The sequence below is a fragment of the Pelagivirga sediminicola genome (assembly GCF_003072125.1).
GTDB classification, from domain to species: Bacteria; Pseudomonadota; Alphaproteobacteria; order Rhodobacterales; family Rhodobacteraceae; genus Roseovarius; species Roseovarius sediminicola.
In genome coordinates, this window is record NZ_QCYH01000001.1 from 493254 (window position 1) to 520097 (window position 26844).

The window sequence follows — 26844 nt, forward strand, 5'->3', positions numbered from 1 at the left end:
CGGTATTGGACGCGCCACATCCTGCGGCGTCAAGGCCCCTGCCCCTTCCCCCCTCGCGCGCAATGGCATAAAGAGGCGCCAAGCCAGCAGCCCGAAGGAATCTTGCACCATGAACGAGCCGGACATCACCCCCGACCTGATCGCCAGCCACGGGCTGAAACCGGACGAGTATGAGCGCATCCTCGACATCATCGGCCGCGAGCCGACCTTTACGGAACTCGGCATCTTCTCGGCCATGTGGAACGAGCATTGCAGCTATAAATCCTCCAAGAAATGGCTTCGCACCCTGCCCACCACCGGCCCGCAGGTCATTTGCGGGCCCGGCGAGAATGCCGGCATCGTCGATATCGGCGACGGCCAATGCGTCGTCTTCAAGATGGAGTCGCACAACCACCCGTCCTATATCGAACCCTATCAGGGCGCGGCGACCGGCGTGGGCGGCATCCTGCGCGACGTTTTCACCATGGGCGCGCGCCCGATTGCGGCGATGAACTCGCTCAGCTTCGGCGAGCCGGATCACCACAAGACCCGCCAGCTGGTGCATGGCGTCGTCGAGGGGATCGGCGGCTATGGCAACGCGTTCGGCGTGCCCACCGTCGGCGGCGAGCTGCGGTTCGACGCGGCCTATAACGGCAACTGCCTCGTCAACGCGTTCGCCGCGGGCCTCGCCGACACTGACAAGATTTTCTACTCCGCCGCCTCTGGCGTCGGCCGCCCGGTTGTCTATCTCGGCGCCAAGACCGGCCGCGACGGCGTGGGCGGCGCGACCATGGCCTCGGCCGAGTTCGACGATTCCATCGAGGACAAGCGCCCGACCGTGCAGGTGGGCGACCCTTTCACCGAAAAGCGCCTGATGGAAGCGACGCTGGAGCTGATGGCGACCGGCGCCGTCATCTCGATCCAGGACATGGGCGCGGCGGGCCTCACCTGCTCGGCCGTGGAAATGGGCGACAAGGGCGGCCTCGGCGTGCGCCTGAACCTCGAGGCCGTGCCGCAGCGCGAGGACGGCATGACCGCCTACGAGATGATGCTGTCTGAATCCCAGGAACGCATGCTGATGGTGCTGGAGCCGTCGCTGGAGGCCGAGGCCCGCGCCGTGTTCGAAAAATGGGACCTCGATTTCGCCATCGTGGGCGAAACGATCGCCGAGGACCGGTTCCTGATCATGCACAATAACGTGGTCAAGGCCGATCTGCCGCTGGCGGCGCTGTCGGGCACCGCCCCCGAATATGACCGCCCCTGGGTGGAGACGCCCGCGCCGGACGCGCTGGATGCAAGCTCCGTGCCGCAGATCGACCCCATCGACGCGCTGCGCGCGCTGATATCCTCGCCCAATTATTGCAGCCGCGAATGGGTGTACGAGCAATATGACACGATGGTCATGGCCGATACCGTGCGGGGCCCCGGCCTTGGCGCCGGTCTGATCCGCGTGCATGGCACGCCCAAACTGCTGGCCTTCACCTCGGACGTCACGCCTCGCTACGTGCAGGTCAATCCCGAGATGGGCGGCAAGCAGGCCGTGGCCGAGGCCTATCGCAACCTTTCCGCCTTGGGCGCGAAGCCTCTTGCCAGCACCGACAACCTCAATTTCGGCAATCCCGAAAAGCCCGAAATCATGGGCCAGTTGGTCAGCGCGATCAAGGGGATCGGCGCCGCTGTCGAGGCGCTGGACATGCCGATCGTGTCAGGCAACGTGTCGCTCTACAACGAGACCGACGGCTCGGCGATCCTGCCGACCCCGACCATCGGTGCCGTAGGCCTGATCGCGCATGAGGATGAGGCGATCATCGGCCAGGCCCGCGACGGGCACGTGGCCCTCATGGTCGGCGACACGCACGGCCATCTGGGCCAGTCCGCCCTCCTGGCCGAAGTATTCAACCGCATCGAGGGCGACGCCCCCCCGGTGGATCTGGAGGCCGAGCGGCGCAATGGCGGCTTCATCCGCGCAAATCACAGCCTCATCCGCGCCTGCACGGACCTCAGCGACGGGGGGCTTGCCCTTGCCGCGTTTGAGATGGCCGAGGCCGCGGGCGTCGGCGTGCAGCTGGACGAGGCCGATACCGCAACGCTTTTTGGCGAGGATCAGGCGCGCTATCTCATCGCGTGCAACTTCGATCAGGCCGAGGCGCTGATGTCCGAGGCGGGCCGCGCGGGCGTCACCGTCACCAGCGTCGGCAAATTCACCGGAGACACGGTGCGCATCGGCAAATCCGAGGCACCGCTGGACGGGCTCAGCCACCTGTTCCGCACCAGCTTTGCCGACAGGTTCGCTTAAGCGGCGGATTTCGAGTATTTTTGCCAAGATGAAGGCCGTGGCGCGATTCCCGGCTTTTTCTTGGGACAAATACCCATATCCCGCCGGTGGCCGCGCTCACGACGCTTGCGATGCGACCAGCCTGATCCGCTCGATCATCGCGCGCAGCCCGTTCGAGCGCTGCGCCGACAGGTGATCGGTCAGGCCAAGCCGCGCCAGCTCGCCGCCCGCATCGACCGCGGGCACTTCGGCCACGGGCAGATCATTATAAAGCGCGCGCAGAACCGCGATGAGGCCGCGCACGATCAGCGCATCGCTGTCCCCGTCAAAGCGGAACGTGCCGCCCTCGATCTGCGGATGCAGCCAGACCTGGCTGGCGCAGCCTTCGACCTTTGTTGCGGGCACTTTCAGCGCGGCGTCCAGCGGCTCCATCGCCTTGCCCTGTTCGATCACGTGGCGATAGCGGTCTTCCCAGTCGTCCAGAAACTCGAAATCCTCGACGATCTCTTCGAATTGGGGTTGGGCCATGGTACGTCCTTTGACTTGCTGCGTGCAGATCAGGTAGCGGCGCAGGGCACAAACGTCCACCCCGCCGCGCTGCGCCGCCTTGCACTCGGGGCGCGCGGCCTGCTAGGGTCCGGGCCGAATATAATGGCCAAAAGGGGCTTTTGCCGATGCGCGGTCTGGTAACACTTCTGACGATTTCCAGCCTGACACTGGCCGGATGCTCGGGCCTGCGCGAGTCGCGGGCAAATCCGGCAAACTGGTTCGGCCCGAGCCGCACCGTGGAGCGCGCGGCGCCTGCGGGCACGGCCGCTGCCAATCCGCTCATCCCCGAGCAAAGCGACAGTATCTTCCGGCGCAGATCGGAGGCCGAAAGATATGTCGGCACCCCGATCTATGCGGTCGAGAATGTCGTGGTCGAGCCCTCGGCAGGCGGCGCAATCGTCAAGGCCACCGGGCTATCGCTGCGCCAGGGCGCCTTTGATGTGCGCCTTTGGCCGGAAAATGGCGGCGTGCCCGTGGATGGCGTGCTGACCTACACGATGCGCGCCATTCAGCGCGCCGACACGCCACAAGGCCCCGAGCAGACGCGCCGCGTCAATGCCGGGCAGTTCGTCAGCCGCCAGACCCTGTCCGGGCTGCGCGGCGTGACGGTTCTGAGCCAGACCACCACCGCCACATCGCGCCGCTGAGGGCGACGCGCTAAAGCGCGACCGTTTCGATCGTGCTGCCCTTGACGCGCAGCGCGATCTTTCCGTCGCAAAGCCGCAGCGCTTCGGCGCCGAAGACATCGCGGCGCCATCCGCTGAGCGCGGGCAGGTCGCGCTGGCCGGCCGCGATAGCGTCCAGGTCGGACGCGGTGGCGATCAATTTCGACGCCACCCCTTCGCGATCCGCCACGCCCTTCAGCAGCACGCGCAGAAGATCGGCGATCGCCGGGTTCACCTGCATCTTGTCGCGGCTCAGGTCAGGTTCGGGCTGATCCTCCGGCGCGGCGGCCTGTCCATCGGCCACGGCCTTCAGGATGCCATCGGCGATGTCGCCCTTGCGCGCCTCGCGCAGCAGCAGGCGCGAGCGCCCCAGATCCTCGACGCTGGCGGGTTTGGTCGCGGCGAGTTCCGCCAACGCATCGTCCTTGTAGACCCGGCTGCGCGGGACATTGCGCATCTGCGCGTATTTTTCGCGAAAGCTGGCCAATTCGCGCAATATGGCAAGATACCTGCCGGAATTGTTGCGCGTCTTGATGCGCTGCCATGCGTCTTCGGGACGGGTGATGTAGGTCTCGGGGCTGGTCAGCACGGCCAATTCCTCGGCCACCCATTTGTCGCGCCCGCTCTTGGCCAGCTCGCGCGCAAGATACTCGTAGACCTTGCGCAGATGGGTCACATCCGCCAGCGCGTATTTCTTCTGCGCATCGCTCAGGGGGCGGCGCGACCAGTCGGTGAAGCGCGAGGATTTGTCGACCTGCGCCTTGGCGATGCGCTTGACCAGCGTTTCATATCCCGCCTGCTCGCCAAAGCCGCAGACCATCGCGGCGACCTGCGTGTCGAAAAGCGGCGTGGGGATCAGCCCCGCATCGACATAGAAGATCTCCAGATCCTGCCGCGCGGCGTGGAAAACCTTGACCACATCCTCGTTGCGGAAGAGCGCATAGAGCGGCTCCAGCGACAGACCATCGGCCAGGGGATCGACCAGAACCGCGGTTTCGTCGCCCTCGCCCGGATAGGCCAGTTGCACGAGGCACAGCTTGGAATAATAGGTGCGCTCGCGCAGGAACTCGGTGTCGACGGTGACATAGGGATGCTGGGCGGCGCGGGTGCAGAATTCGATCAGGGCGTCCGTGGTGGTGATGGTCTGGATCAAGGGAAATGCTTCTTTCGCTGATGTCGGCTGCGCCGCTATACGGCAATGCGGCGGAGATTGAAACGGGTTTGGATGCGCCGCGCGCTCACGGCAGCCACACCGGGCTGCGGTCACCGGACGCGAACCGGCGCAGGACGGCAGGATAGAGGCGATGCTCCATCTGCAACACGCGCGCGGCCAGCGTTTCAGGCGTATCGCCGTCAACGACAGGCACGCGCGCCTGGCCGAGGATCGGACCGTCATCCAGCGCGGCCGTGACCTCGTGTACGGTGCAGCCGGCCTCGGCATCGCCTGCGGCGAGCGCGCGGGCATGCGTATCGAGCCCGCGATACCTGGGCAAAAGCGAGGGGTGGATATTGATCATCCGCCCCTGCCAGCGCGCGACGAAACCTTCGGTCAGAACGCGCATGAATCCCGCAAGGCAGATGATGTCGGGCCGGTAATCCATGAGGCGCGCGTGCAGCGTCTCCTCGAACGCGGCGCGGTCCGGGCCGTGCGGGCGGTGATCGACCACCTCGGTCGGAACGCCGCGCGCCGCGGCCTTTTGCAGCCCGCCCGCGTCCGCCCGGTTCGACAGCACCAGTGCCGGGCGCGCCGGGTGATCGCCGGTCATGCTGTCCAGAAGCGCGACCATGTTGGAGCCGCTGCCGGACAGCAGGATGGCGACCCGCCTGCTCACGCCAGCGCGCCGCCATAGCGGACACCGGCGCCCTTGGTCACGCGGCCGATGCGGTGCACCGTCTCGCCCTGCTCGGCGAACAGATCGGCCAGCGCATCGGCCCGGGCGCTATCCACGCTCACGATCATGCCGATGCCGCAGTTGAAGGTCTTGAGCAGCTCGGACTGTTCCATACCGCCGGTTTTTTGCAGCCAGTCGAAGACACCGGGCAAATCCCACGCGCCCAGATCGATGTCGGCGCCAAGCCCCTCGGGCAGCACGCGCGGCAGGTTCTCGGTCAGGCCGCCGCCGGTGATATGGGCCAGCGCATGTACCCCGCCCGCGCGGATCGCCGCCAAGGCGGGCCTGACATAGAGCCGCGTCGGCGCCAACAGAACCTCGCCCAGCGTGCCCTCTGCCCACGGGCAATCGGCGTCCCAACCCAGACCGGACATATCGACCAGCTTGCGCACGAGGCTGTAGCCGTTGGAATGCACCCCGTCGCTGGCAAGGCCCAGCAGCACATCGCCCTCGGCCACACCTTCGGGAAGCGCGCTGCCACGCTCCATCGCGCCGACGGCAAAGCCCGCCAGATCGAAATCGCCCGCAGGATACATGCCCGGCATCTCCGCCGTCTCGCCGCCGATCAGCGCCGCGCCGGAGCGCTCGCAGCCCGTCGCGATCCCCTCGATGATGCGCGCCGCCTGATCGGTGTCCAGCTTGCCGGTAGCGAAATAATCCAGGAAAAACAACGGCTCCGCGCCTTGGCAAACCAGGTCGTTGACGCACATCGCCACAAGGTCGATGCCCACGCCGTCCACGTTACCCGTGTCGATCGCGATGCGCAGCTTGGTGCCGACACCGTCGGTCGCGGCCACCAGAACCGGATCGTGATAGCCCGCCGCCTTCAGATCGAACAGCGCGCCAAAGCCGCCGAGACCCGACATCACGCCGGGGCGCGCCGTGCGTTTGGCCGCGGGCTTGATCCGCTCGACCAGCGCATTGCCCGCGTCGATATCAACGCCGGCATCGGCATAGCTCACACCATTCTTGGACTCGGTCATCGCGGCACTCCCTGAATATCCTGCGCGGGTTAGCCGATCATCGCGGGTTTCGCAATCTCAAAGCCTTGACGCGCCCGCGTCGCTCAGCGTAGGACGCGAGGCATGGGAGGGCCTGTAGCTCAACTGGTTAGAGCAGAGCGCTCATAACGCTTTGGTTGCGGGTTCAAGTCCTGCCGGGCCTACCATCCCTCTCGTCACCCGCTCAATGCAGCCGTGCCGCCCGCCCCCGCCGCACGGGGCGGTGCATCCTGCATCCGGCCTGCTGCAGATAGGCAACAAAGGCTTGCGCGGCAGCGCTGGCCGGGCGGCAGGCCGTGCAGGAGCCATGCGCGGCGCGCGCCGCTTCGGGGGTTGCCTCGCCCGGAAGAGCAAAGGCCCATTCCAGAAAACCCATGCGCGCCGCGGCATCGGCCTCGCGCCCGGCGGCATCGCTTCGCTCCAGTCCCATCAGGATCTGTATGGCAGTCATTCATCTTCACTCCCCGGCCGCACCCCGGGCCGGATGGGGCGAAGGGATGCGCAAGGCCGTGGTGCAAGAGCCGCCAACAGCGCCCGCACCGCCCCCCGCGGCTTGACGTTTGTCCAGGGCTGGTTTCCGGACTTGAGGGGCTGGGCGCGGCGGCCCGTGATCCGGCATCCTTCCCAGGCCATCGGCCCAGTGGCATCATGCCGTATCGCCCACCCTTACCGTTGCGGGGGCAGTGCCGGATTTGCACCGGCTTCCCAATTCTCCACCAAGCGGGGCGGCACCATGGACGTTCAGATTGGCGCAACGCGGCGGGGCGCGCAATGATTCATCGCGGCGCTGCGGCAAGAAATCTCGCGGCGCTCCGCGGGGGATGTTGCGGCAGGAAACGCAGGCGCCCGCGCGTCAGAACGGCACATCATCCGCGCCGCTGACAAAACGCGCGACGACCTTCTTCGTGCCGGCCTTGTCGAAGGCGACCTCCAGCTTGTCCCCCTCGACGCCCATGATCTCGCCATAGCCGAACTTTTGATGAAACACCCTTTCCCCCACCACATGCGAGGAGGCGGCGGCCATGTCGATCACCGGCGACGTCGATTCGCGCGGCTGCGCGGTGGGGCGCTGGCCCGCGCGGGCCTGCATGCGCTTCCAGCCCGGCGAGTTGTAGACATTCGCCTCGGCCACCTTGGCGTCGATGCTGTTCGGCACGCCCGCCGCGGCGCCATAGCCGCCGCCATAAAGGCCCGGCGGCGTCAGCACCTCGACATGCGCCTCGGGCAATTCGTCGATAAAACGGGATGGCAGCGAGGATTGCCACTGGCCAAAGACGCGGCGATTGCCGGCGAAGGAGATGGTGCACACCTCCTCGGCGCGGGTGATGCCGACATAGGCAAGGCGACGCTCCTCCTCGACGCCCTTGAGACCGCTCTCGTCCATCGAGCGCTGCGAGGGGAAAAGACCATCCTCCCATCCCGGCAGGAACACCGCGGGAAATTCCAGCCCCTTGGCGGCGTGCAGCGTCATGATGGACACCTTCTCGCCTTCATTGTCGCTCTCGTTGTCCATGATCAGGCTGACATGCTCCAGAAACCCTGTGAGGTTCTCGAAGTTTTCCAGCGCCTTGACCAGTTCCTTGAGGTTTTCCAGCCGCCCCGGCGCCTCCGGCGTCTTGTCGTCCTGCCACATCCCGGTGTAGCCGGATTCGTCGAGTATGATCCCGGCCAGTTCCACATGGCTGACATCCTTGTCGCCGGTCATCCGGCCCCAGCGGGCAAGCCCGTCCAGCAACGTCGCCAGCTCCTTGGCGCCCTTGCCGCCAAGCCCGCCCTGCTCCAGCAGGATCCGCGCGCCCTCGATCAGCGGCACGCCGTGTTCGCGCGCCGTCACTTGGATCTTTTGCTGCGCCTTGTCTCCAAGGCCGCGCTTGGGCGTGTTGACGATCCGCTCGAAGGCCAGATCGTCGCTGGGCGACGTGACGCAGCGGAAATAGGCCATGGCATCGCGGATCTCCATCCGCTCGTAGAAGCGCGGGCCGCCGATGACGCGGTATGGCAGGCCAATGGTCAGAAACCGATCCTCGAAGGCGCGCATCTGGTGCGAGGCGCGCACGAGAATCGCCATCTCATCAAGGCTGTAGGGGCGCAGATTGCGCGTGCCGCGCTGCATCGCCTCGATCTCCTCGCCGATCCAGCGGGCCTCCTCGTCGCCGTCCCAATGGCCGATCAGGCGAACCTTTTCGCCTTCCTCCACATCGGTCCACAGCTCCTTGCCCAGACGCCCCTGATTGCCCGCGATCACGCTGGATGCGGCGGCCAGGATATGCGGGGTCGAGCGGTAGTTCTGCTCCAGCCGCACGACATGCGCGCCCGGAAAATCCTTCTCAAACCGCAGGATGTTGCCCACTTCGGCGCCGCGCCAGCCATAGATGGACTGGTCGTCATCGCCGACGCAGCAGATGTTCCGGTGCCCGCCCGCAAGCAGGCGCAGCCACAGATACTGGGCGACGTTCGTATCCTGATACTCGTCCACCAGAATGTAGCGGAACCAGCGCTGGTATCTTTGCAGGATGTCGTCATGGGTCTGAAAGATACTGACCACATGCAGCAGCAGATCGCCGAAATCGACGGCATTCAGCTCGATCAGGCGGCGCTGGTATTGCTTGTAGAGCGCGACCGCCTTGCCATTATACGCCCCCGCCTCGCCCGCGGGCACGCGGGAAGGTGTCCAGGCGCGGTTTTTCCAATGGTCGATCACACCGGCCAGTTGGCGCGCGGGCCAGCGTTTGTCGTCGATCCCGGCGGCCTGCACCAGTTGCTTCAGCAGGCGCAGCTGATCGTCGGTGTCGAGGATGGTGAAGTTGGATTTCAGCGTTACGTCGCTGCCCTCCACCCCGATCAATTCGGCGTGGCGGCGCAAGAGCTTGACGCAGATCGAGTGAAACGTGCCGAGCCACGGCATCCCCTCGATGGATTGGCCCAGCAGCGCGCCGACGCGGTTCTTCATCTCGCGGGCGGCCTTGTTGGTGAAGGTCACGGCCAGCACCTCGTTCGGCTGGGCGCGGCCGGTATTCAGCAGATGCACGATGCGCGTCGTCAGCGCCTTGGTCTTGCCCGTCCCTGCCCCGGCGAGCATCAGAACCGGGCCGTCCATCGTCTCGACCGCAAGACGCTGTTCGGGGTTCAGCCCGTCCAGATAAGGCACGGGACGCGCGGCCATCGCGCGGGCGGACAGCGAGGCGCCTTCGAAGGCGTCGGATTCGTCAAAACTGCTCATGCGCGCGACCTTAGCGGCACCGCCGCCGAAGATAAAGTGATGTTCGGTCTATGTTCCGCCCGAAGTTCCGCCCGGCATGAGGCAGGCCCGCTGCCTCATGCCGACGCGAAACAGCGCCTCGCCCAGCGGGGCGGCGCCCTATCCGGCCTTCTTTCCGTCGATCGTCTCGGCCAGCGCCTCGGCGCGGGCGGCGATTTCGGCAAGCGTGTCGGTCACCGACGAGGGCACCACCGGCACCTCGACGCGCTCGGGCGCGGGCGCCGGGGCATCGCGCAGACGCGCAAGCTCGGCATCCTTTTCGGCCATCTGGTCCTCGGCCTCGCGCAGCTTGTCCTGAAGCCCGGCGGTCTTGTCGGCCAGCATGAGCCCGGCCATCAGCAGCATGCGCGCCTCGGGGATGCGGCCGATCTGGGCGGCCAGAACGGCGGCTTCGTCGTCCAGCATCCGTGCGGCGGAATGCAGGTAATGCTCCTCGCCCTGCTGGCAGGAGACCTGGAACGTGCGACCTCCGATTTCGATATCGACTTCCGGCATCACTTGTCCTCCATCGCGGCGGCATCGGCGGCGTCCGCACCGTTGGTGATCTGGCCCAGTTCGACCAGCAGCACGTCCATTTCCGCGCGGTCGGCGGCGCGGGCGGCGCGCAAGCCGTCCAGTTCGGCCATCATCGCCTTGTTTATCAGGTGCGGCTCGGCCACGCCCTCGGCATTGGCCTCGCGCAGCGCCTTGTTGTTGTCGCGCAACTGCTGGTTGGCCGCGCGTAGCGACTGAAGCTCGCCGTCCAGTCGCTTCAGCGCAGCCACACGCTCCTGCTCGCGGCCGGCCTGCCCCGACGTCTCGGCGGTGCGGGCCTCCTCGGCGGCGCGCATTGCCTCCTCGGCGGCGCGGGCGCGCTCGTTCAGCTTCTTGACGCGCTCCTCCAGTTGGGCATTGGCCAGCGCCTCGTCCTCGAGTTGCTGGCGCAGACCCTCGATCTCGGTATCGCCGGTGTCTACGGTCAGCCCGTCCAGACCTTGACCGATCCGGTCCAGCGCGGCCATGATCCGGCCCTGCATCGCGTCGATATCGCTCATCCCTTGCATGTCCTCATCTGTGGTTCCGGGGCGCGCGCGGCGTGCCTGCGAATCGCGCTCCCTGCCTTGTGCGCCCAAGTGTAACGAATGGCTGGCAAAAAGGCTTCCCCTCATGGCGCGCATTGGCTGCCCCCTGCCACGTCCGGGCAAGTGGCCGCCATGGCAGCGCTTGATCTTTGGGCGCGGGCTGGTATTTAACCACGGCAATCCGTCCCTGCCATAAGGATACCCCTGCCCGTGGATCTCGCTGCCCTCGCCCGCGCCAACCCCGATCACTGGTCCAAAGCGACCGCCATTCGCGCCCTGACGCTGGACGCTGTCCACGCGGCCAATTCGGGCCATTCGGGAATGCCGATGGGCATGGCCGATGTTGCGACGGTCCTTTATGAAAAACACCTGAAATTCGATGCCTCCGCGCCCGATTGGCCGGATCGCGACCGGTTCATCCTCAGCGCAGGCCACGGCTCGATGCTGCTTTATTCGCTGCTGCATCTGACCGGCTATGCCGACATGACACTGGAGCAGATCAAGAATTTCCGCCAATGGGGCGCGATCACGGCGGGCCATCCCGAATACGGCCACGCCAAGGGGATCGAGACCACCACCGGCCCGCTGGGCCAGGGCATCGCCAATTCGGTCGGCTTTGCCATGGCCGAGGAAATGCTGCGCGCGCGTTATGGCCGCAAGCTGGTCGATCACCACACCTATGTCATCGCCGGTGACGGCTGCCTGATGGAAGGCATCAGCCAGGAGGCGATCACGTTGGCGGGGCGCCACGCCCTGGGCAAGCTGATCGTGTTCTGGGACAACAACGACATCACCATCGACGGCAAGGTGTCGCTGTCGGACCGTACCGATCAGGTGAAACGCTTCCGCGCCGCAAACTGGCAGGTGATCGAGATCGACGGGCACGACCCGGCGCAGATCGACGAGGCGATCACCAAGGCCAAAACGTCCAAGAAACCCACCATGATCGCCTGCAAGACGCATATCGCGCTGGGTCATGCGGCGCAGGACACCTCCAAGGGCCATGGCGCGCTGACCGACGCCGATCAGATGGCCGCCGCCAAAGCGGCCTATGGCTGGACAACCGGCCCGTTCGAGGTGCCCGGTGACATCAAGAAGGCGTGGGAAGCAATTGGCGCTAAAGGCAAATCCGAGCGCGAGGCGTGGGAGTCCCGTTTCGCCGAGGCGTCCGAGCGTCGGCAAAAGGAATTCACCCGCATTTTTGACCGCGAGGCACCCAAAACGCTGAGCGCGCGCATCAAGGCGCTGAAAAAGCAGATCAGCGAAGAGGCGCCCAAGGTTGCCACGCGTAAATCCAGCGAGATGGTGCTGGAAATCGTCAACCCGATCATGCCCGAAACCGTGGGCGGCTCAGCCGATCTCACCGGCTCGAACAATACCAAAACCGGCGATCTGGGCGTGTTTGACACCGACAATCGCAAGGGTCGGTATGTCTATTGGGGCATCCGCGAGCATGGCATGGCCGCCGCGATGAACGGCATGGCGCTGCATGGCGGCATCCGGCCCTATGGCGGCACCTTCATGTGCTTTACCGACTACGCCCGCCCCGCCATGCGCCTTGCCGCGTTGATGCGGATTCCGACCGTGTTCGTGATGACGCATGACAGCATCGGACTGGGTGAGGATGGCCCGACACACCAGCCGGTCGAGCATCTGGCGATCAGCCGCGCAACGCCCAACACCTGGGTCTTCCGCCCCTGTGATACGGTGGAGACGGCCGAGGCGTGGGAGCTGGCGCTGACATCCAAAGAAACGCCTTCGGTCCTGTCGCTGACGCGCCAGAACGTGCCGACGCTGCGTGTCGAGCATCGCAACAAGAACCTGACGGCCCAAGGCGCCTATGTTCTGGCCGAGGCCGAAGGCAAGCGCCGCGCGATCATCATGGCCACCGGCTCGGAGGTGGAAATCGCCATGCAGGCGCGCGATCTGCTTCAGGCCGAGGACATCGGCACGCGCGTCGTCTCCATGCCCTGCTGGGAGCTGTTCGAGGCGCAGGACGAGGCGGCCCGCCGCAAGGTTCTGCCCGCCGGTCCGGTGCGCGTCGCGGTTGAGGCCGCCGCGCGTCAGGGTTGGGACCGCTGGCTGTGCGGCGAGCGCGGACGCGAGGCGAAATCGGGCTTTGTCGGCATGGAAGGCTTCGGCGCATCGGCCCCTGCCGAAGAGCTGTACGAGAAGTTCGGCATCACCGCCGAGGCCGTCGCCGCCAAGGTGAAGTCCCTGCTGTAAGCGTCCCGGGAAGGCTGAATTTTCAGCCTTCCCGCCGCTCACCGGACATGAAAATTCGCGAATTTTCTCCCGGTGATTTTTCGCGAAAATCGGCGTGTCACACCACCGGATTGAGCCGCTTCAGGCGCTGCCAGATCGGCGTGATGATTCGCGTCCCGATCGGGATCAGAACCAGCCCCAGCGCCAGACCGAAAACGCCGTCCATCGTCGCAACCAGCGTCCATTGCGCCGCCGCACGACCGCTGTCCAGCGCCTGGGTGGCTGCATCCGCAATATGGTGTATCTGATCGTAGGGCCACGCGACGCCGAGATTCGCCAACCCGTGCAGAATGATGTTGCCACCGACCCACAGCATCGCGGCGGTGCCGATAATCATCAACGCGGCCAATACCTTGGGCATCGCCTTGATCAGCGCCCGGCCGATGCCGCGCGTCGCCGACAGGCGCCCCTTGGCGGCCATCAGCAGGCCCAGATCATCCGCCTTCACGATCAGCGCAACCGCGCCATAAACGGCGACCGTGATCATCACCGCGACCGCAGCCAGCGTCGCCCCCTCCATCCAGATCGAACCGTCGGGAATCGCGGCCAGTGCGATGGTCATGATCTCGGCGGACAGGATGAAATCGGTCTTGATCGCGCCGGCGATCCTTTGCTCTTCCAGATGGGCGGGCCCGCTCTGTGCGGCCACCTCCTTTTTCTTGACTTCATGGTCGCCTTTCAGCGCATGGACCACTTTCTCAGCCCCCTCGAAGCACAGATAGCAGCCCCCCAGCATCAGCAGCGGCGTCACCGCGCCCGGCGCGAATTCGCGCAGCGCCAGCCCGGCAGGCAGCAAGAAGACCAGCTTGTTGAAGAGCGAGCCGCGCGCAATACGCCAGATGATCGGCAATTCGCGGTCCGCATCAAAGCCCTGCATGTATTTCGGCGTGACGGCCGCATCGTCAATCGCGGCGCCGGCCGCCTTGGCCCCTGCCTTGGTCGCCTGCGCGGCCACATCGTCGATCGACGCCGCTGCCACCTTGGCGATGGCCGCCACATCGTCCAGAAGGGCCAGTAGTCCGCTCATATGATCGCTCCGTATTTGGCCCCGGAAAGGTAGAGAAACGCGCGCCGCGCACAAGGGCATCCGTGACATATAGCGCTAACAGCCGAAAATCAGGGGTTTTTGATCTTTCGGCATCGCGCGGCGCACCGTATATCCGGCCCAACGCCATCAATCGTCAGGAGCCTTCCCCATGACCATCACTGTCGGCATCAACGGATTTGGCCGCATCGGCCGCGCCACGCTCGCCCATATCAGCGAGACGGGCCGCGAGGATATCAAGGTCGTCAAGCTGAACGCGACCGGCCCGCTGGAAACCGCCGCGCATTTGATCCGCTATGACAGCGTGCATGGCCGGTTTCCCGGCACTGTCACCACCGGCGACGGGACGATGGATTTGGGGCGGGGCGCGATCCAGATGTTTTCGACCTATGACATGGACGAGCTGGACTGGGACGGCGTCGATGTCGTGCTGGAATGCACCGGCAATTTCAACGACGGCGAGAAGGCGAAAAAGCATCTGGAGCGCGGCGCGGGCAAGGTTCTGCTGTCGGCGCCCGGCAAGAACGTGGACCGCACCGTTGTCATGGGCGTCAATGACGGCGATCTTCAGCCCGGCGAGCGGATGATCTCGAACGGATCCTGCACCACCAACTGCCTCGCCCCGCTGGCCAAGGTGCTGCATGACGGCATCGGTATCGAGAGCGGCATCATGACCACGATCCACGCCTACACGGGCGATCAGCCGACGCTGGACCGCCGTCACAAGGACCTGTATCGCGCGCGCGCTGCCGCCATGTCGATGATCCCGACCTCCACCGGCGCGGCCAAGGCGCTGGCCGAGGTGATGCCCGCGCTCAAGGGCAAGCTGGACGGCTCGGCCATCCGCGTGCCCACGCCGAACGTATCGGCGGTGGACCTGACTTTCGTCGCCTCGAAATCCGTGACCGAAGAGGACGTCAACGCCATCGTGGCCGAAGCGGCCGCCGGTCCGATGAAGGGCATCCTTGCCTATGACCCCGCGCCCAAGGTCAGCATCGATTTCAACCATACCGAGGAAAGCAGCATCTTCGCGCCCGATCAGACCAAGGTGATCGGCGGCACGCTGGTGCGGGTTCTGGCATGGTATGACAACGAGTGGGGCTTTTCGTGCCGCATGGCCGATGTGGCCGCGCTGATGGGCCGGCTGGGCTGATCCTGCACGCCATGTTGCACAATGCGGCCCCGGAATGTCACACGGTTCGGGGCCGCATCAACGGCCGCTATGGGCGCAGAAAAAGGCACTGCACATGACCGACCGGATCGCGCTGTGGCTGTTCGTGCTGATCGTTCTGGCGCTGGGTCTGGATTACTGGCTGCAGGACTGGGACGGGCTGATCTTCGTCGGGGCGAAACTGGGCGAATTGATCGAGTGGATGGCCTTCTGGCGGTGAGCCGCCGCGCCCGGTTCAGGCGAATTTGTCCAGCAACGCGGTATTGACATTGGGCGTGACGAAGGTGGACACGTCGCCGCCCAGCCGCGCGATCTCCTTGACCAGCTTGGACGCGATCGCCTGATGCCCGGTATCGGCCATCAGGAACACCGTTTCGATATTGCTGTCGAGCGCGCGGTTCATGCCGACCATCTGGAACTCATACTCGAAATCGGCCACGGCGCGCAGGCCGCGCACGATGATCTGCGCGCCCACGTCACGGGCGCAGTCGATCAGCAGGTTTTCGAAAGGATGCACGGTAATCTCGACCCCGCCCGCCTGCGCAAGGCACGCGGCCTCGGCCTCGATCATCGCGACGCGCTCTTCCAGCGAGAAAAGCGGACCCTTGTCGCGATTGATCGCAACCCCCACGACAAGCCTGTCGACCAGCGTCGCGGCGCGGCGGATGATGTCGATGTGGCCCAACGTGATGGGATCGAACGTGCCGGGGTAAAGGCCAATGCGCATCGCATCCCTCCAAGTTTCGCTCCCGACAGACAGCACGGCAATACCATCGAGCGCAAGCCCGCATGTGGCACCGCGCGCGCGAGCGGGCCGAGCCGTTTCGCGCGTGCAACGGTCGGTGCCATCTGCCGGGGGCGTTCCGGCCTATCGGCCCATGATCATGCCTTGCATGGATTCGTTCTCCATCGCCAGTTCGGCCAGACGCGCCTTGACCACGTCGCCCAGTGTGATGACGCCGATCAGCTTGCCGTCCTCCAGCACGGGCATGTGGCGAAAACGGCCGTCCGTCATGCGCTGCAGGACGCTTTCGCCGGTGTCCTGCCGCGTCGCGCAGACCAGATCGGTCGTCATCATCTCATCGACCTTGTCGTTCAGGCACCCGGCCCCGCGCTGTCCCAGCGTGCGCACGATGTCGCGCTCGGACAGAACGCCGACAACATGGCCGCTCTCGTCCGCGACGATCAGCGCGCCGATGCGATTTTCCGACAGCTTGGCCGCCGCGTCGGATACCGCCAAACCCGGCGCGATGGTGAACACATCGGTGTTGGCTTTGGTCTTGAGGATTTGTTGAACCAGCATATCGCACCCCGTTATCGCTATCATTCACAAATCAGCGTAAAGATTGACCGCCTTCTGTCAAGCACGCGGGTCATCCCGGCACAGCGATTCCAGCCGCGCGACCTCGCGGCGCATTCCGCTGGCCAGTTCCTCGGCAAAGCGGTTGAGCCGGTCAAGGCGGCGGTCATCCACGTGGCGGATCAGGTAGAAACTGCGCAAAAGGTTGATGTCGCCCGGCAGGATACGCACCATGTCATGGCCGAACGGGATCGAGAAATCATGCACGATGCCGATGCCCGCGCCCTGCCGGATCCAGCTGAATTGCACCGACACCGAATTGCTGGCCAGATCGACGCGCGGCAGCCCGGCCTCGGCCATGTAATCCAGCTCCTTGTCGAAAATCATGTCCTGGATATAGCCGACGATGCGGTGATCGCGCAGATCCTGCCGCCGGCGGATCGGGCCCTTGAGACGCAGATATTCCTTCGAGGCCACAAGGCTCAGCCTGTAGTCGGTCACTTTTTGCACGCTCAGCCGCCCGGCAACCGGCGCGCTGACGGCGATGGCCATGTCCGCCTCGCGGCGCGACAGGTTGAACACGCGCGGCAGCGCGACGATCTGCACCTCCAGATCCGGGTTGCGCTCGACGATCTGGGCGCAGACCTGCGGCAGCAGGAAATTCGCCGATCCATCGGGCGAGCCCAGCCGGATCTGGCCGCTCAGGCGCCCGCCCCGCCCCGGCAGATCCTCGAACGCGGCGGTCATTTCCTGCTCGGCACGGGCCGCGCGCTCGGCCAGACGCTGGCCCTCGCCGGTCAGCGCGTATCCCTGCGGCGATTTCGCGAAAAGCGGCGCCTTCAGCGCCTCCTCCAGCCGGGCGATGCGTCGGCCGACGGTGGCCGGGTCGATCTTCAGAACGCGGCCGGCCGCCGACAGGCTTTCGTGGCGCGACACCGCCAGAAATATCCTCAGATCGTCCCATTGTGGCTGCATCCCGCCTCCATTTTGCAAAAATGCAAACTCCGTTTGAGATATTGCCTCTGTTCAGCCTATTTTTGCAAGCCTATGCTGGGCGCAAATGAAAATGGAGGGTTCCATGACGACCGAACTGACGCATTACATCAATGGCAAGCATGTCAAAGGCACATCCGGCCGCTTTGCGGATGTCTTCAACCCCGCCACCGGCGAAGTGCAGGCCAAGACGCCGCTTGCCTCCGTGGACGAGCTGAACCAGGCCGTCGCGGATGCGGCGAAGGCGCAGGAAGAATGGGCCGCGGTCAACCCGCAGAAACGCGCCCGCGTGATGATGGAATACGTGCGCCTCATCAACCGCGACATGGACAAGCTGGCCGAGGCGATCAGCCGCGAGCATGGCAAGACCATCCCCGACGCGCGCGGCGACGTGCAGCGCGGCATGGAAGTGATCGAATTCTGCATCGGCGCGCCCCATTTCCTGAAGGGCGAATATTCCGGCAACGCCTCGACCGGCATCGACATCTATTCGATGCGCCAGCCCTTGGGTGTCGTTGCGGGCATCACGCCCTTCAACTTCCCGGCCATGATCCCGATGTGGAAAATGGGCCCGGCGATCGCGGCGGGCAACGCCGTCATCATCAAGCCGTCCGAGCGCGACCCCTCCTGCCCGCTGATGCTGGCTGAACTCTGGACCGAGGCGGGTCTGCCCGATGGCATCTGCCAGGTCGTCAACGGCGACAAGGAATCGGTCGACGCGATCCTCGACAACGAGACGATCATGGCCGTCGGCTTTGTCGGCTCGACGCCCATCGCGCAGTATATCTATGGCCGCGCCTGCAGCAACGGCAAGCGAGCGCAGTGCTTTGGCGGTGCCAAGAACCACATGATCATCATGCCCGACGCGGACATGGATCAGGCCGCCGACGCGCTGATCGGCGCAGGCTACGGCGCCGCGGGCGAGCGCTGCATGGCGATCTCGGTCGCCGTTCCCGTGGGCGACGAGACCGCGGACAAGCTGATCGAAAAGCTGGTGCCGCGCATCGAAAAGCTGAAGGTCGGCCCCTACACCTCGGACACCGAGATGGATTACGGCCCCGTCGTGACCGCCGAAGCGAAAAAGCGGATCGAAGGTCTGGTGCAGTCCGGCATCGATCAGGGCGCCGAGCTGGTCGTCGACGGGCGCGGGTTCAGTCTGCAAGGCTATGAGGACGGCTTCTTTGTCGGCCCGCATCTGTTCGACAAGGTGACGCCGGAGATGGACATCTACCAGCAGGAGATTTTCGGCCCGGTCCTGTGCACGGTGCGCGCAGGCAGCTATGAGGAAGCGCTGAAACTGGCCTCGGATCACGAGATGGGCAACGGCACGGCGATCTTTACCCGCGATGGCGATGCGGCGCGCGATTTCGCGTCCCGCGTCAATGTGGGCATGGTCGGCGTCAACTTCCCGATCCCGGTGCCGCTGGCGCATTACACCTTCGGCGGCTGGAAGAAATCGGCCTTCGGCGATCTCAACCAGTACGGCCCCGACGCGTTCAAGTTCTACACCAAGACCAAGACCGTGACCTCGCGCTGGCCGAGCGGAATCAAGGAAGGCGGCGAGTTCCACTTCAAACTGGCCGACTGACACGAGGCGCGAAACGCCCGGCTCCCGCAGCCGGGCGTTTTACGTCTGCGCCCGGAAATTCGCAGAATTTCCTTGGCAGGGCGGCGCGGCTGCGCTTTGCTGGACATGCCCCAGCGAAAGGCGCGCCATGGCCCAGGCCCATCCGGATTTCACCATCGGCATCGAAGAGGAATATCTGCTCGTCGACAGCCAGACGATGGCGCTGGCCGCCGCGCCCGAGGCGTTGATGGATGCCTGCCGCAGTGCCCTCAATGCCCAGGTCAGCCCGGAATACCTGACCTGTCAGATCGAGGTGGGCACGAAGGTGTGCGGCACCATCGCCGAGGTGCGCGAGGATCTCCGGCGCCTGCGCGCCTGCGTCTCGCATGAGGCCGCGAAGTTCGGCCTCACCCCCATCGCGGCGTCATGCCATCCCTTTTCGCGCTGGCGCGAGCAGACCCATACCGACAAGGAGCGCTATAACGATCTGTCCACCGATCTGGCCGGGGTCGTGCGCCGGATGCTGATCTGCGGGATGCATGTGCATGTGGGCATCGATGGCCCGGACCGGCGCATCGACATGATGAACCAGCTCAGCTATTTCCTGCCGCATCTTCTGGCGCTGAGCTGTTCGTCGCCCTTCTGGCAGGGGCATGATACCGGGCTGGACAGCTACCGGCTGACCGTGTTCGACAACCTGCCCCGCACCGGCCTGCCCCCGCGCATGAGCAGCCATGGCGAGTATGAGCGCGCGGTGCAGGTGCTGATCGATCTGGGCGCGATCAAGGACGCGTCCAAGATCTGGTGGGATCTGCGCCCCTCATCGAAATATCCGACGCTGGAATCGCGCATATGCGACGTGCAGCCCCGGCTGGAGGATGCGCTGACACTGGCGGCGCTGACCCAGGGGCTGGCGCGGATGCTATGGCGGCTGGCGGTGAAAAATCAGCGCTGGCGCATTTACGAGACATTCCTGATCTCCGAAAACCGCTGGCGCGCGCAGCGCTATGGCGTGCGCGAGGGGCTGATCGATTTCGGCATGGGCCAGATCATTCCCATGGACGAGCTCATCGGCGAGATGCTGGACATCATCGCCGAGGATGCGATCCACTTCGGCTCGGCGCAGGAGGTGGCGCGCGCGCGCCAGATTGCAGGCGGCGGCAACAGCGCCGACCGCCAGAGGCAGGTCTTTGACGCGGCAACGCAGGCCGGAAAGGACCGCGAGGGCGCGCTTGCAGCGGTCGTTGCGCATCTGATCGACGAGTTTCACGCCGACCTTTGAGAGCATCGGTGCCCGCTTGGTTTGGGCTGGAAAACTTCCGCGAATTCAGCGCCGCCGGGCCATTGCCTATGGCCCGCAGATCACGATACTCTGCCGCGATTTCAGACGCGGGAAGGCTATGACATGAAGATCGGATTCGTTGGACTGGGCAACATGGGCGGGCCGATGGCCGCAAACCTGGCCGCTGCCGGGCATGAGGTGACAGGCTTTGATCCCGCCGGTGTCAGCGCCGAAGGTGTCGCCAGCGCCGCCAGCGCCGAGGAGGCCGCAACGGGTGCCGACGTGGTCATCACCATGCTGCCCAATGGCGATATCCTGCGCAGCGTGGCCGATCAGATCATCCCGGCCATGGCACCCGGCGCCGTCTTCCTCGACTGCTCGACCGTTGATGTGGACAGCGCGCGGGACGTGGCCGCGCAGGCGCAAAAGGCCGGGCTGTCGGCGCTCGACGCGCCGGTATCGGGCGGCATCGGCGGCGCCTCGGGCGGCACGCTGACCTTCATGGTGGGCGGCGACGACGCGGGCTTTGCCACCGCGAAGCCGCTCTTTGACATCATGGGCGCGAAGGCCGTACATTGCGGCCCCTCGGGCAATGGGCAGGCTGCGAAGATCTGCAACAACATGATCCTTGGCGCGACCATGATCGTCACCTGCGAGGCCTTCGCGCTGGCCGACAAGTTGGGGCTGGACCGGCAGGCGATGTTCGACGTGGTCAGCACCTCCTCGGGCTACAGCTGGTCGATGAACGCCTACTGCCCCGCCCCCGGCATCGGTCCCAAAAGCCCCGCTGACAATGACTATAAACCCGGTTTTGCCGCCGAGCTGATGCTGAAGGATCTGACGCTGGCCCAGCAGGCCGCCGAAGCGGCGGATGCGGATACGCCGCTGGGCGCCGCGGCGCGCGCGCTCTATGCGCAGTTCGTCGAGAAGGAGGATGGCCGCGGCCGCGATTTCAGCGCCATGCTGCCGCGCCTGGCCGCACGGGGCCGCGAATAAGCGGCCCGCACCGGAACCGCCCGGCCCGCAGCCGCGTTTGCCCTTCATCGCTTATTAGGCGATCAGGGGGACAATAGACGCATGAGCGCGCCAAAACGCATTTACGTGCCGTTGATCGGCATATTCATTATTGCCTTGGTGGCCGCGCTGGTGTCTGCGGCGAATTTCCTGATCCCCGTCACCGCCGCGATCCTGTCCTATTTCGTGTTCAGCAGGCCGCGCCGGGCGCTGGAACGCCTGGGTATGCCCAGCATGCTGATCGCGACATTCTTCACCTCGATCCTCTTCATCATCACTGCCATCGGGATCTTCTGGTTCGCCGAGCCGGTCGCCACCCTGATCGACGACATGCCCAGCCTCATGCGCGACATGCAAGGCAAGCTGGGCGAGAGCAACAGCGCCCTTGCCAAGGTCAACGAGGCCGCCAAGGCCATCGACGACGCCGTGGGCAGCGGCAAGGAAAAGACCGCGATGGAGGTGGAGGTCGTCTCCGAAACCAGCACCTCCGTCACGATCCTGACCATGGCGCCCAAGGTGCTGAGCCAGGTCATCTTCGCGATCTTCCTGACGTTCTTCCTGATCGGGTCGGGCGATTTCTTTGCGCTTCGCACCGTCGAGAGCCTGCCCAAGCTGCGGGACAAGCGCCGCGCGGTCGAGATCATCAAGACGATCGAGGACCGGCTGGGCCGCTATCTGGGCGGGATTGCGCTGATCAATGCCGGGTTGGGGCTGAGCATCGGCGCGGCAATGTATCTGTGGGAGCTGCCCAACGCCATCGCCATCGGTGTCATGGCCTTCACGCTGAATTTCATCCCCTTCCTCGGCGCCGTCGTCGGCGCGGGGGTGGCCGCGCTCGTGGCCTTCGTGTCGTTCGAACAGGCTTGGGAGGCGTTCGGCGTGTTCATGACCTACATGGCGCTCACCTCGATCGAGGGACAGATCGTGACGCCTTTGCTGATCTCGCGGCGGATGCAGCTGAACACGCCGATCCTGTTCCTGATCGTCGCCTTTTTCGCCTATATCTGGTCCGTCGTCGGGATGGTCGTCGCCGTTCCGGTCCTGATCGTGGTCAAGATCGTTTGCGATGAAATCGAAGGGCTGCAAGCGCTGGGTCATTTTCTGGGCGACAGCTCGGGCCCCTCGGCGTTGCGCAAGGCAAAACCTGGGCCGACCGAGCCGAAGGCAACCGACCCCTGACGCGCCTCTCTACAATCTGATTGAAAAACTGATATCGGCCAGACGCCGTCAAGAAATTGGTCATGTTCGACCGGTAAGCTGCCTGCAACGCTCAGATTGCAGAGGTCTCGCATGTCCAAAGTCACGCCCGCACCGGATCCCGTTTTGCCCATGGTCGCCGATCTGAAACTGGATGGTACGAGCGACACCGTCACCGCTGCGCTGGAGTTTGTCCGCACCCATCTGGATATGGAGGTGGCCTATCTGTCCGAATTCGTCGCCGATGATCTTGTCTTCCGCGCGGTCAGCGCGCCGGGCTTCGAGGATCTGGCGCATGTCGGGCGCGCAGTGCCGCTCGATCAGGTCTACTGCCGCCATATCCTTGCCGGGCGCCTGCCCGAGTTGATCGTCGACACGGCCAGCCACCAGATCTGCCAGGCGCTCGATCTGACCCACGCGATCCCGATCCGCAGCCATGTCAGCGTGCCGATCCGGCGGCGCGACGGCAGCGCCTACGGCATGTTTTGCTGCCTCAGCCGCAGCGCCCGGCCCGATCTGACCCAGCGCGACCTTGCGGTGATGCGCGCCTTCGCCGACCTCTCCGCCGAGCAGGTGAACGACAAGATATCCGCCCGCGTGGCATTCGACGCGGCGCGCAGCGTCATTGGCGACGTTCTGGACAGGCGCGATTTCGACATTGCCTATCAACCCATCATGGACGCTGCCGCCCGGCGCCCGAAGGGGTTCGAGGCGCTGTGCCGATTTCGCCCGCAACCTTATCGCCCACCGAACCTGTGGTTTGATGACGCAAAGGCGGTCGGTCTGCAAACCGATCTGGAGATATGCGTGATCGAAAAGGCGCTGGCGGCGCTGGATGACCTGCCCCCGCATATCTACGTCTCGGTGAACGCCTCCCCTGAAACGGTGGCCTCGGGGCGGCTCGGCGGCGTGTTCAAGGACTGGCCGACAGAGCGGATCGTGCTGGAAGTGACCGAACACGCGATGGTGGAGGATTATGACGGGCTGCTGCGCGAGCTGGACGCGCTGCGGTTTCGCGGCATCCGGCTGGCCATTGACGATGCGGGCGCGGGGTATTCCGGCTTGCAGCATATCGTCCGCCTGCATCCGGACATCATCAAGCTGGACATCTCCCTCACCAGCCAAATCGACACCGACATCGTGCGCCGCTCGCTCGCCGCGGCGCTGGTCCGGTTTGCCGTGGAAATCGACGCGGCCATCGTTGCCGAAGGCATCGAGACGGAAAACGAGCTGATCACCCTACACGAGCTGGGCGTGCCGCTCGCGCAAGGATACTATCTTGGCAAATTCGCCGATCTGGATCGCGCCCGCGCGTGGTTTCAACATGCCCGCCCCGCACAGGGCGCGGCGGGCTAAGGAACGGCGGCCCTACTCGGCGGCCATTCTGCGCGGCGACAGCATCGGCTTGAGGTAATGGCCGGTATGGCTGCGCGGCTCTTCCGCCACCTTTTCGGGGGTGCCGGTGGCCACCACCTCGCCGCCGCCATCGCCGCCCTCGGGGCCAATATCGATGATCCAGTCCGCCGTCTTGATGACGTCGAGATTGTGTTCGATCACGATCACCGTATTGCCGCTGTCCACCAGTTCGTGCAGCACCTCGAGCAGCTTTTTCACGTCCTCGAAATGCAGACCCGTCGTTGGCTCGTCCAAGATATACAAGGTCCGCCCGGTGCTGCGCTTGGCCAGTTCCTTGGACAGTTTGACGCGCTGCGCCTCGCCGCCTGACAGCGTCGTCGCCTGCTGGCCGACCTTGATATAGCCAAGCCCGACACGCACCAGCGCATCCATCTTCTCGCGGATGCTGGGCACCGCCTTGAAGAACTCCTGCGCGTCTTCCACCGTCATATCAAGAACGTCCGCTATGCTCTTGCCCTTGAAGCGGATTTCCAAAGTCTCGCGGTTATAGCGCGCGCCTTGGCATGTCTCGCAAGTGACATAAACATCGGGCAGGAAATGCATCTCGATCTTGATGACGCCGTCCCCCTGACACGCCTCGCAGCGCCCGCCCTTGACGTTGAAGCTGAAGCGCCCCGGCTTGTAGCCGCGCGCCTTGGCTTCCGGCAGCCCGGCAAACCAGTCGCGGATCGGCGTGAAGGCGCCCGTATAGGTCGCCGGGTTCGAGCGCGGCGTGCGCCCGATGGGCCGCTGGTCGATGTCGATGACCTTGTCCAGATGCTCCAGCCCCTTGATCGTCTCGCAGGGCGCAGGCGTCTGGCGCGCGCCGTTCAGATGCATCGACGCCGTCTTGAACAGCGTTTCGATCGTCAGGGTCGATTTGCCGCCGCCCGACACGCCCGACACGCAGACGAATTTGCCCAGCGGAAATTCCGCCGTCACGTTCTTCAGGTTGTTGCCGGTCGCCTTGACCACCTTCAGCTTTTTCCCGTTCCCCTTGCGCCGTTTGGCGGGCACCGAAATCTCGCGCGTGCCGGACAGATATTGCCCGGTGATCGAGTTCGGATCGGCCGCCACCGCCGACGGGATGCCATGGCTGACCACCTGCCCGCCATGCACCCCCGCGCCCGGCCCGATGTCAAAGACATAATCAGCCTCGCGGATCGCCTCTTCGTCATGCTCGACAACGATCACCGTATTGCCCTGATCACGCAGGTTTTTCAGCGTTTGCAGCAGGCGATCATTGTCGCGCTGATGCAAGCCGATGCTGGGCTCGTCCAGCACGTAAAGCACGCCGGTCAGCCCGCTGCCGATCTGGCTGGCCAGCCGGATCCGCTGGGATTCTCCGCCCGACAGGGTGCCGGCATTGCGGCTGAGCGTGAGGTACTCAAGCCCGACATTGTTCAGAAACCCCAGCCGCTCGCGGATTTCCTTGAAAATGGCGCGCGCGATCTCGTTCTTCTGGTTGCTCAGGCTTTTGGGCGCCTCAGTCACCCATTCCGCCGCCTCGCGGATCGACATCTGGACCACCTGCCCGACATGCAGACCGGCAATCTTGACCGCCAGCGCCTCGTCGCGCAGGCGGTAACCCTCGCAGGCGCCGCAGGGGCGGTTGTTCTGATAGCGCTCGAATTCTTCGCGGATCCAGGCAGAATCCGTCTCGCGATAGCGGCGCTCCATGTTGGGGATCACGCCCTCGAACACGCGGCTGACGTTGTAGACGCGTCCGCCCTCGTCATAGCGAAAGGCGATTTCCTCCTCGCCGGAGCCGTGCAGGAACACCTGCTGCACGTGGGCAGGCAGATCCTTCCATTTGGTCTTCATGTCGAATTCGTAATGCCGCGCGATCGCCTCGATCGTCTGCTTGAAATACGGGCTCTTGCCCTTGCGCCACGGGGCCAGCGCGCCGTCATAGATCTTCAGATTCTGATCGGGCACGACCAACCGCTCGTCAAAGAACAGCTCGACCCCCAGACCGTCGCAGACCGGGCAGGCGCCAAAGGGCGCGTTGAAGGAAAACAGGCGCGGTTCGATCTCGGGGATGGTGAAGCCGGACACGGGACAGGCGAATTTCTCGGAAAAGGTGAGGCGCTCCGGCTCGCCTTCGCTGGGCGCGGTTTCCAGAATGGCGATACCGTCGGCAAGGTCCAGCGCGGTGCGCAAGCTGTCGGCCAGCCGCGTCTCCAGTCCTTCCCGGACCACCAGCCGGTCAACGACGACGTCGATGTCATGGCGGAATTTCTTGTCCAGAGTGGGCGGCTCGTCCAGCTCGTAGAATTCGCCATTTACCTTGACGCGCTGAAATCCATTTTTGCGCAGCTCCATGAATTCCTTGCGGTATTCGCCCTTTCGGTCGCGCACGATGGGGGCCAGCAGATAAGCGCGCGTGCCCTCCTCCATCGCCATGATTCGGTCGACCATGTCCTGCACCTGCTGCGCCTCGATCGGCTTGCCGGTGGCGGGGGAATAGGGCGTGCCCGCGCGGGCGAACAACAGGCGCAGATAGTCGTAGATTTCCGTCACGGTGCCGACCGTCGAGCGCGGGTTCTTGCTCGTCGTCTTCTGCTCGATGCTGATCGCGGGGGACAGGCCGCTGATATGGTCCACATCGGGCTTTTGCATCATGTCCAGAAACTGGCGCGCGTAGGCCGACAGCGATTCGACATATCGGCGCTGTCCCTCGGCATAGATCGTGTCGAAGGCGAGGCTGGATTTGCCGGACCCGGACAGGCCGGTGATGACAACCAGCTGATCGCGCGGGATATCCACGTCGATATTCTTGAGGTTATGCTCGCGCGCACCGCGCACTTCGATGTTCTTCAGCTCAGCCATGATGCCTCCGGGGAGTGAGGATTAACAGATAGTGTATGCCGGTCGGCCTTCCAACCCGTAATTGCGAACAGAAGCGGAACGTTTCTGTGAGAAACCTTTTGC

General features: G+C 64.8%; 23 protein-coding genes, 1 tRNA gene and 1 riboswitch. Of the genes, 11 read left to right on the forward strand and 13 right to left on the reverse strand.

Translation table 11 applies throughout. The features are described 5' to 3' along the window. Window positions 1–109 precede the first annotated feature (109 nt). Window positions 110–2275: a phosphoribosylformylglycinamidine synthase subunit PurL gene (gene purL / locus DC366_RS02305; protein ID WP_108690547.1), complete on the forward strand. Its 2166-nt coding sequence runs from the start codon at window positions 110–112 to the stop codon at window positions 2273–2275. A 96-nt stretch (window positions 2276–2371) separates the two neighbouring features. Here purL and DC366_RS02310 read toward each other — a convergent pair whose 3' ends face one another. Beyond that, entirely contained in the window at window positions 2372–2782 is a 411-nt protein-coding gene (locus DC366_RS02310) for a SufE family protein (RefSeq protein ID WP_108690548.1), read from the reverse strand. A gap of 146 nt (window positions 2783–2928) precedes the next feature. On the opposite strand from DC366_RS02310, the gene DC366_RS02315 reads away from it, so the two are divergent. Beyond that, complete coding sequence (locus DC366_RS02315; protein ID WP_108690549.1) at window positions 2929–3450, forward strand: hypothetical protein; 522 nt, start codon at window positions 2929–2931, stop codon at window positions 3448–3450. 10 nt (window positions 3451–3460) lie between these two features. Here DC366_RS02315 and rnd read toward each other — a convergent pair whose 3' ends face one another. From rnd to purM, 3 genes are all read right to left on the reverse strand, one after another. Beyond that, a complete protein-coding gene (rnd, locus tag DC366_RS02320) occupies window positions 3461–4618 on the reverse strand; it encodes a ribonuclease D (protein WP_108690823.1) in 1158 nt (385 codons plus the stop codon). An 88-nt stretch (window positions 4619–4706) separates the two neighbouring features. Continuing rightward, window positions 4707–5300 (reverse strand): phosphoribosylglycinamide formyltransferase, encoded by a 594-nt coding sequence (purN, locus tag DC366_RS02325; RefSeq protein WP_108690550.1) that lies wholly within the window; start codon window positions 5298–5300, stop codon window positions 4707–4709. Then, window positions 5297–6343, reverse strand: a complete 1047-nt coding sequence (purM, locus tag DC366_RS02330) for a phosphoribosylformylglycinamidine cyclo-ligase (protein ID WP_108690551.1) — start codon at window positions 6341–6343, stop codon at window positions 5297–5299. Before purM ends, purN begins: the two co-directional genes overlap by 4 nt. Before the next feature lie 108 nt (window positions 6344–6451). On the opposite strand from purM, the gene DC366_RS02335 reads away from it, so the two are divergent. Next, window positions 6452–6528: transfer RNA gene (locus DC366_RS02335), tRNA-Ile, on the forward strand. 17 nt (window positions 6529–6545) lie between these two features. Here the strand turns inward: DC366_RS02335 and DC366_RS02340 are convergent. From DC366_RS02340 to DC366_RS02355, 4 genes are all read right to left on the reverse strand, one after another. Next, on the reverse strand, window positions 6546–6812 hold the full coding sequence (locus DC366_RS02340) for a hypothetical protein (protein ID WP_108690552.1): 267 nt from the start codon (window positions 6810–6812) through the stop codon (window positions 6546–6548). A gap of 100 nt (window positions 6813–6912) precedes the next feature. Next, window positions 6913–7112: riboswitch (cobalamin riboswitch) on the reverse strand. A 102-nt stretch (window positions 7113–7214) separates the two neighbouring features. Next, the gene (locus tag DC366_RS02345; RefSeq protein ID WP_108690553.1) at window positions 7215–9581 is read right to left on the reverse strand and encodes an ATP-dependent helicase; all 2367 of its coding nucleotides are present in this window, start codon (window positions 9579–9581) and stop codon (window positions 7215–7217) included. Window positions 9582–9719: 138 nt separating this feature from the next. Beyond that, window positions 9720–10115 carry a cell division protein ZapA gene (locus DC366_RS02350; RefSeq protein ID WP_108690554.1) on the reverse strand — a complete coding sequence of 132 codons (396 nt, stop codon included), beginning with the start codon at window positions 10113–10115 and terminating at the stop codon, window positions 9720–9722. After that, window positions 10115–10654 (reverse strand): hypothetical protein, encoded by a 540-nt coding sequence (locus DC366_RS02355; RefSeq protein ID WP_108690555.1) that lies wholly within the window; start codon window positions 10652–10654, stop codon window positions 10115–10117. The genes DC366_RS02350 and DC366_RS02355 overlap by 1 nt, the downstream gene beginning before the upstream one ends. Window positions 10655–10891: 237 nt before the next feature. Here DC366_RS02355 and tkt point away from each other — a divergent pair, with 237 nt between their 5' ends. Beyond that, entirely contained in the window at window positions 10892–12907 is a 2016-nt protein-coding gene (tkt, locus tag DC366_RS02360) for a transketolase (protein ID WP_108690556.1), read from the forward strand. A 97-nt stretch (window positions 12908–13004) separates the two neighbouring features. Here the strand turns inward: tkt and DC366_RS02365 are convergent, their stop codons facing one another. Next, entirely contained in the window at window positions 13005–13973 is a 969-nt protein-coding gene (locus tag DC366_RS02365) for a DUF808 domain-containing protein (RefSeq protein WP_108690557.1), read from the reverse strand. A 169-nt stretch (window positions 13974–14142) separates the two neighbouring features. Here DC366_RS02365 and gap point away from each other — a divergent pair, with 169 nt between their 5' ends. Together gap and DC366_RS19785 are read left to right on the forward strand one after the other, a co-directional pair. Next, window positions 14143–15144 carry a type I glyceraldehyde-3-phosphate dehydrogenase gene (gap, locus tag DC366_RS02370; RefSeq protein ID WP_108690558.1) on the forward strand — a complete coding sequence of 334 codons (1002 nt, stop codon included), beginning with the start codon at window positions 14143–14145 and terminating at the stop codon, window positions 15142–15144. A 94-nt stretch (window positions 15145–15238) separates the two neighbouring features. Further along, window positions 15239–15382, forward strand: coding sequence for a hypothetical protein (locus DC366_RS19785; protein WP_165802827.1), 144 nt, complete (start codon window positions 15239–15241; stop codon window positions 15380–15382). Window positions 15383–15397: 15 nt separating this feature from the next. Here the strand turns inward: DC366_RS19785 and coaD are convergent, their stop codons facing one another. The 3 genes from coaD to DC366_RS02385 form a co-directional block, all read right to left on the reverse strand. Continuing rightward, window positions 15398–15889, reverse strand: coding sequence for a pantetheine-phosphate adenylyltransferase (gene coaD, locus DC366_RS02375; protein ID WP_108690559.1), 492 nt, complete (start codon window positions 15887–15889; stop codon window positions 15398–15400). A 141-nt stretch (window positions 15890–16030) separates the two neighbouring features. Next, entirely contained in the window at window positions 16031–16465 is a 435-nt protein-coding gene (locus DC366_RS02380; protein WP_108690560.1) for a CBS domain-containing protein, read from the reverse strand. 57 nt (window positions 16466–16522) lie between these two features. Further along, window positions 16523–17437: a LysR family transcriptional regulator gene (locus DC366_RS02385; RefSeq protein WP_108690561.1), complete on the reverse strand. Its 915-nt coding sequence runs from the start codon at window positions 17435–17437 to the stop codon at window positions 16523–16525. A 103-nt stretch (window positions 17438–17540) separates the two neighbouring features. Between DC366_RS02385 and DC366_RS02390 the strand changes: the two genes are divergently transcribed. The 5 genes from DC366_RS02390 to DC366_RS02410 all read left to right on the forward strand — a co-directional run bounded on the left by DC366_RS02390 (window position 17541) and on the right by DC366_RS02410 (window position 23871). Continuing rightward, entirely contained in the window at window positions 17541–19043 is a 1503-nt protein-coding gene (locus tag DC366_RS02390) for a CoA-acylating methylmalonate-semialdehyde dehydrogenase (protein WP_108690824.1), read from the forward strand. Window positions 19044–19170: 127 nt separating this feature from the next. Beyond that, complete coding sequence (locus DC366_RS02395) at window positions 19171–20304, forward strand: carboxylate-amine ligase (protein ID WP_108690562.1); 1134 nt, start codon at window positions 19171–19173, stop codon at window positions 20302–20304. A 90-nt stretch (window positions 20305–20394) separates the two neighbouring features. Next, window positions 20395–21300 carry a 3-hydroxyisobutyrate dehydrogenase gene (mmsB, locus tag DC366_RS02400; protein WP_279305750.1) on the forward strand — a complete coding sequence of 302 codons (906 nt, stop codon included), beginning with the start codon at window positions 20395–20397 and terminating at the stop codon, window positions 21298–21300. Window positions 21301–21381: 81 nt separating this feature from the next. Beyond that, window positions 21382–22497 (forward strand): AI-2E family transporter, encoded by a 1116-nt coding sequence (locus tag DC366_RS02405; protein ID WP_108690564.1) that lies wholly within the window; start codon window positions 21382–21384, stop codon window positions 22495–22497. 111 nt (window positions 22498–22608) lie between these two features. Further along, window positions 22609–23871, forward strand: coding sequence for a sensor domain-containing phosphodiesterase (locus DC366_RS02410; RefSeq protein WP_108690565.1), 1263 nt, complete (start codon window positions 22609–22611; stop codon window positions 23869–23871). Between the two features lie 12 nt (window positions 23872–23883). On the opposite strand, the gene uvrA is transcribed toward DC366_RS02410, so the two are convergent. Beyond that, window positions 23884–26742 carry an excinuclease ABC subunit UvrA gene (gene uvrA, locus DC366_RS02415; RefSeq protein WP_108690566.1) on the reverse strand — a complete coding sequence of 953 codons (2859 nt, stop codon included), beginning with the start codon at window positions 26740–26742 and terminating at the stop codon, window positions 23884–23886. Between the last annotated feature and the right edge of the window lie 102 nt (window positions 26743–26844).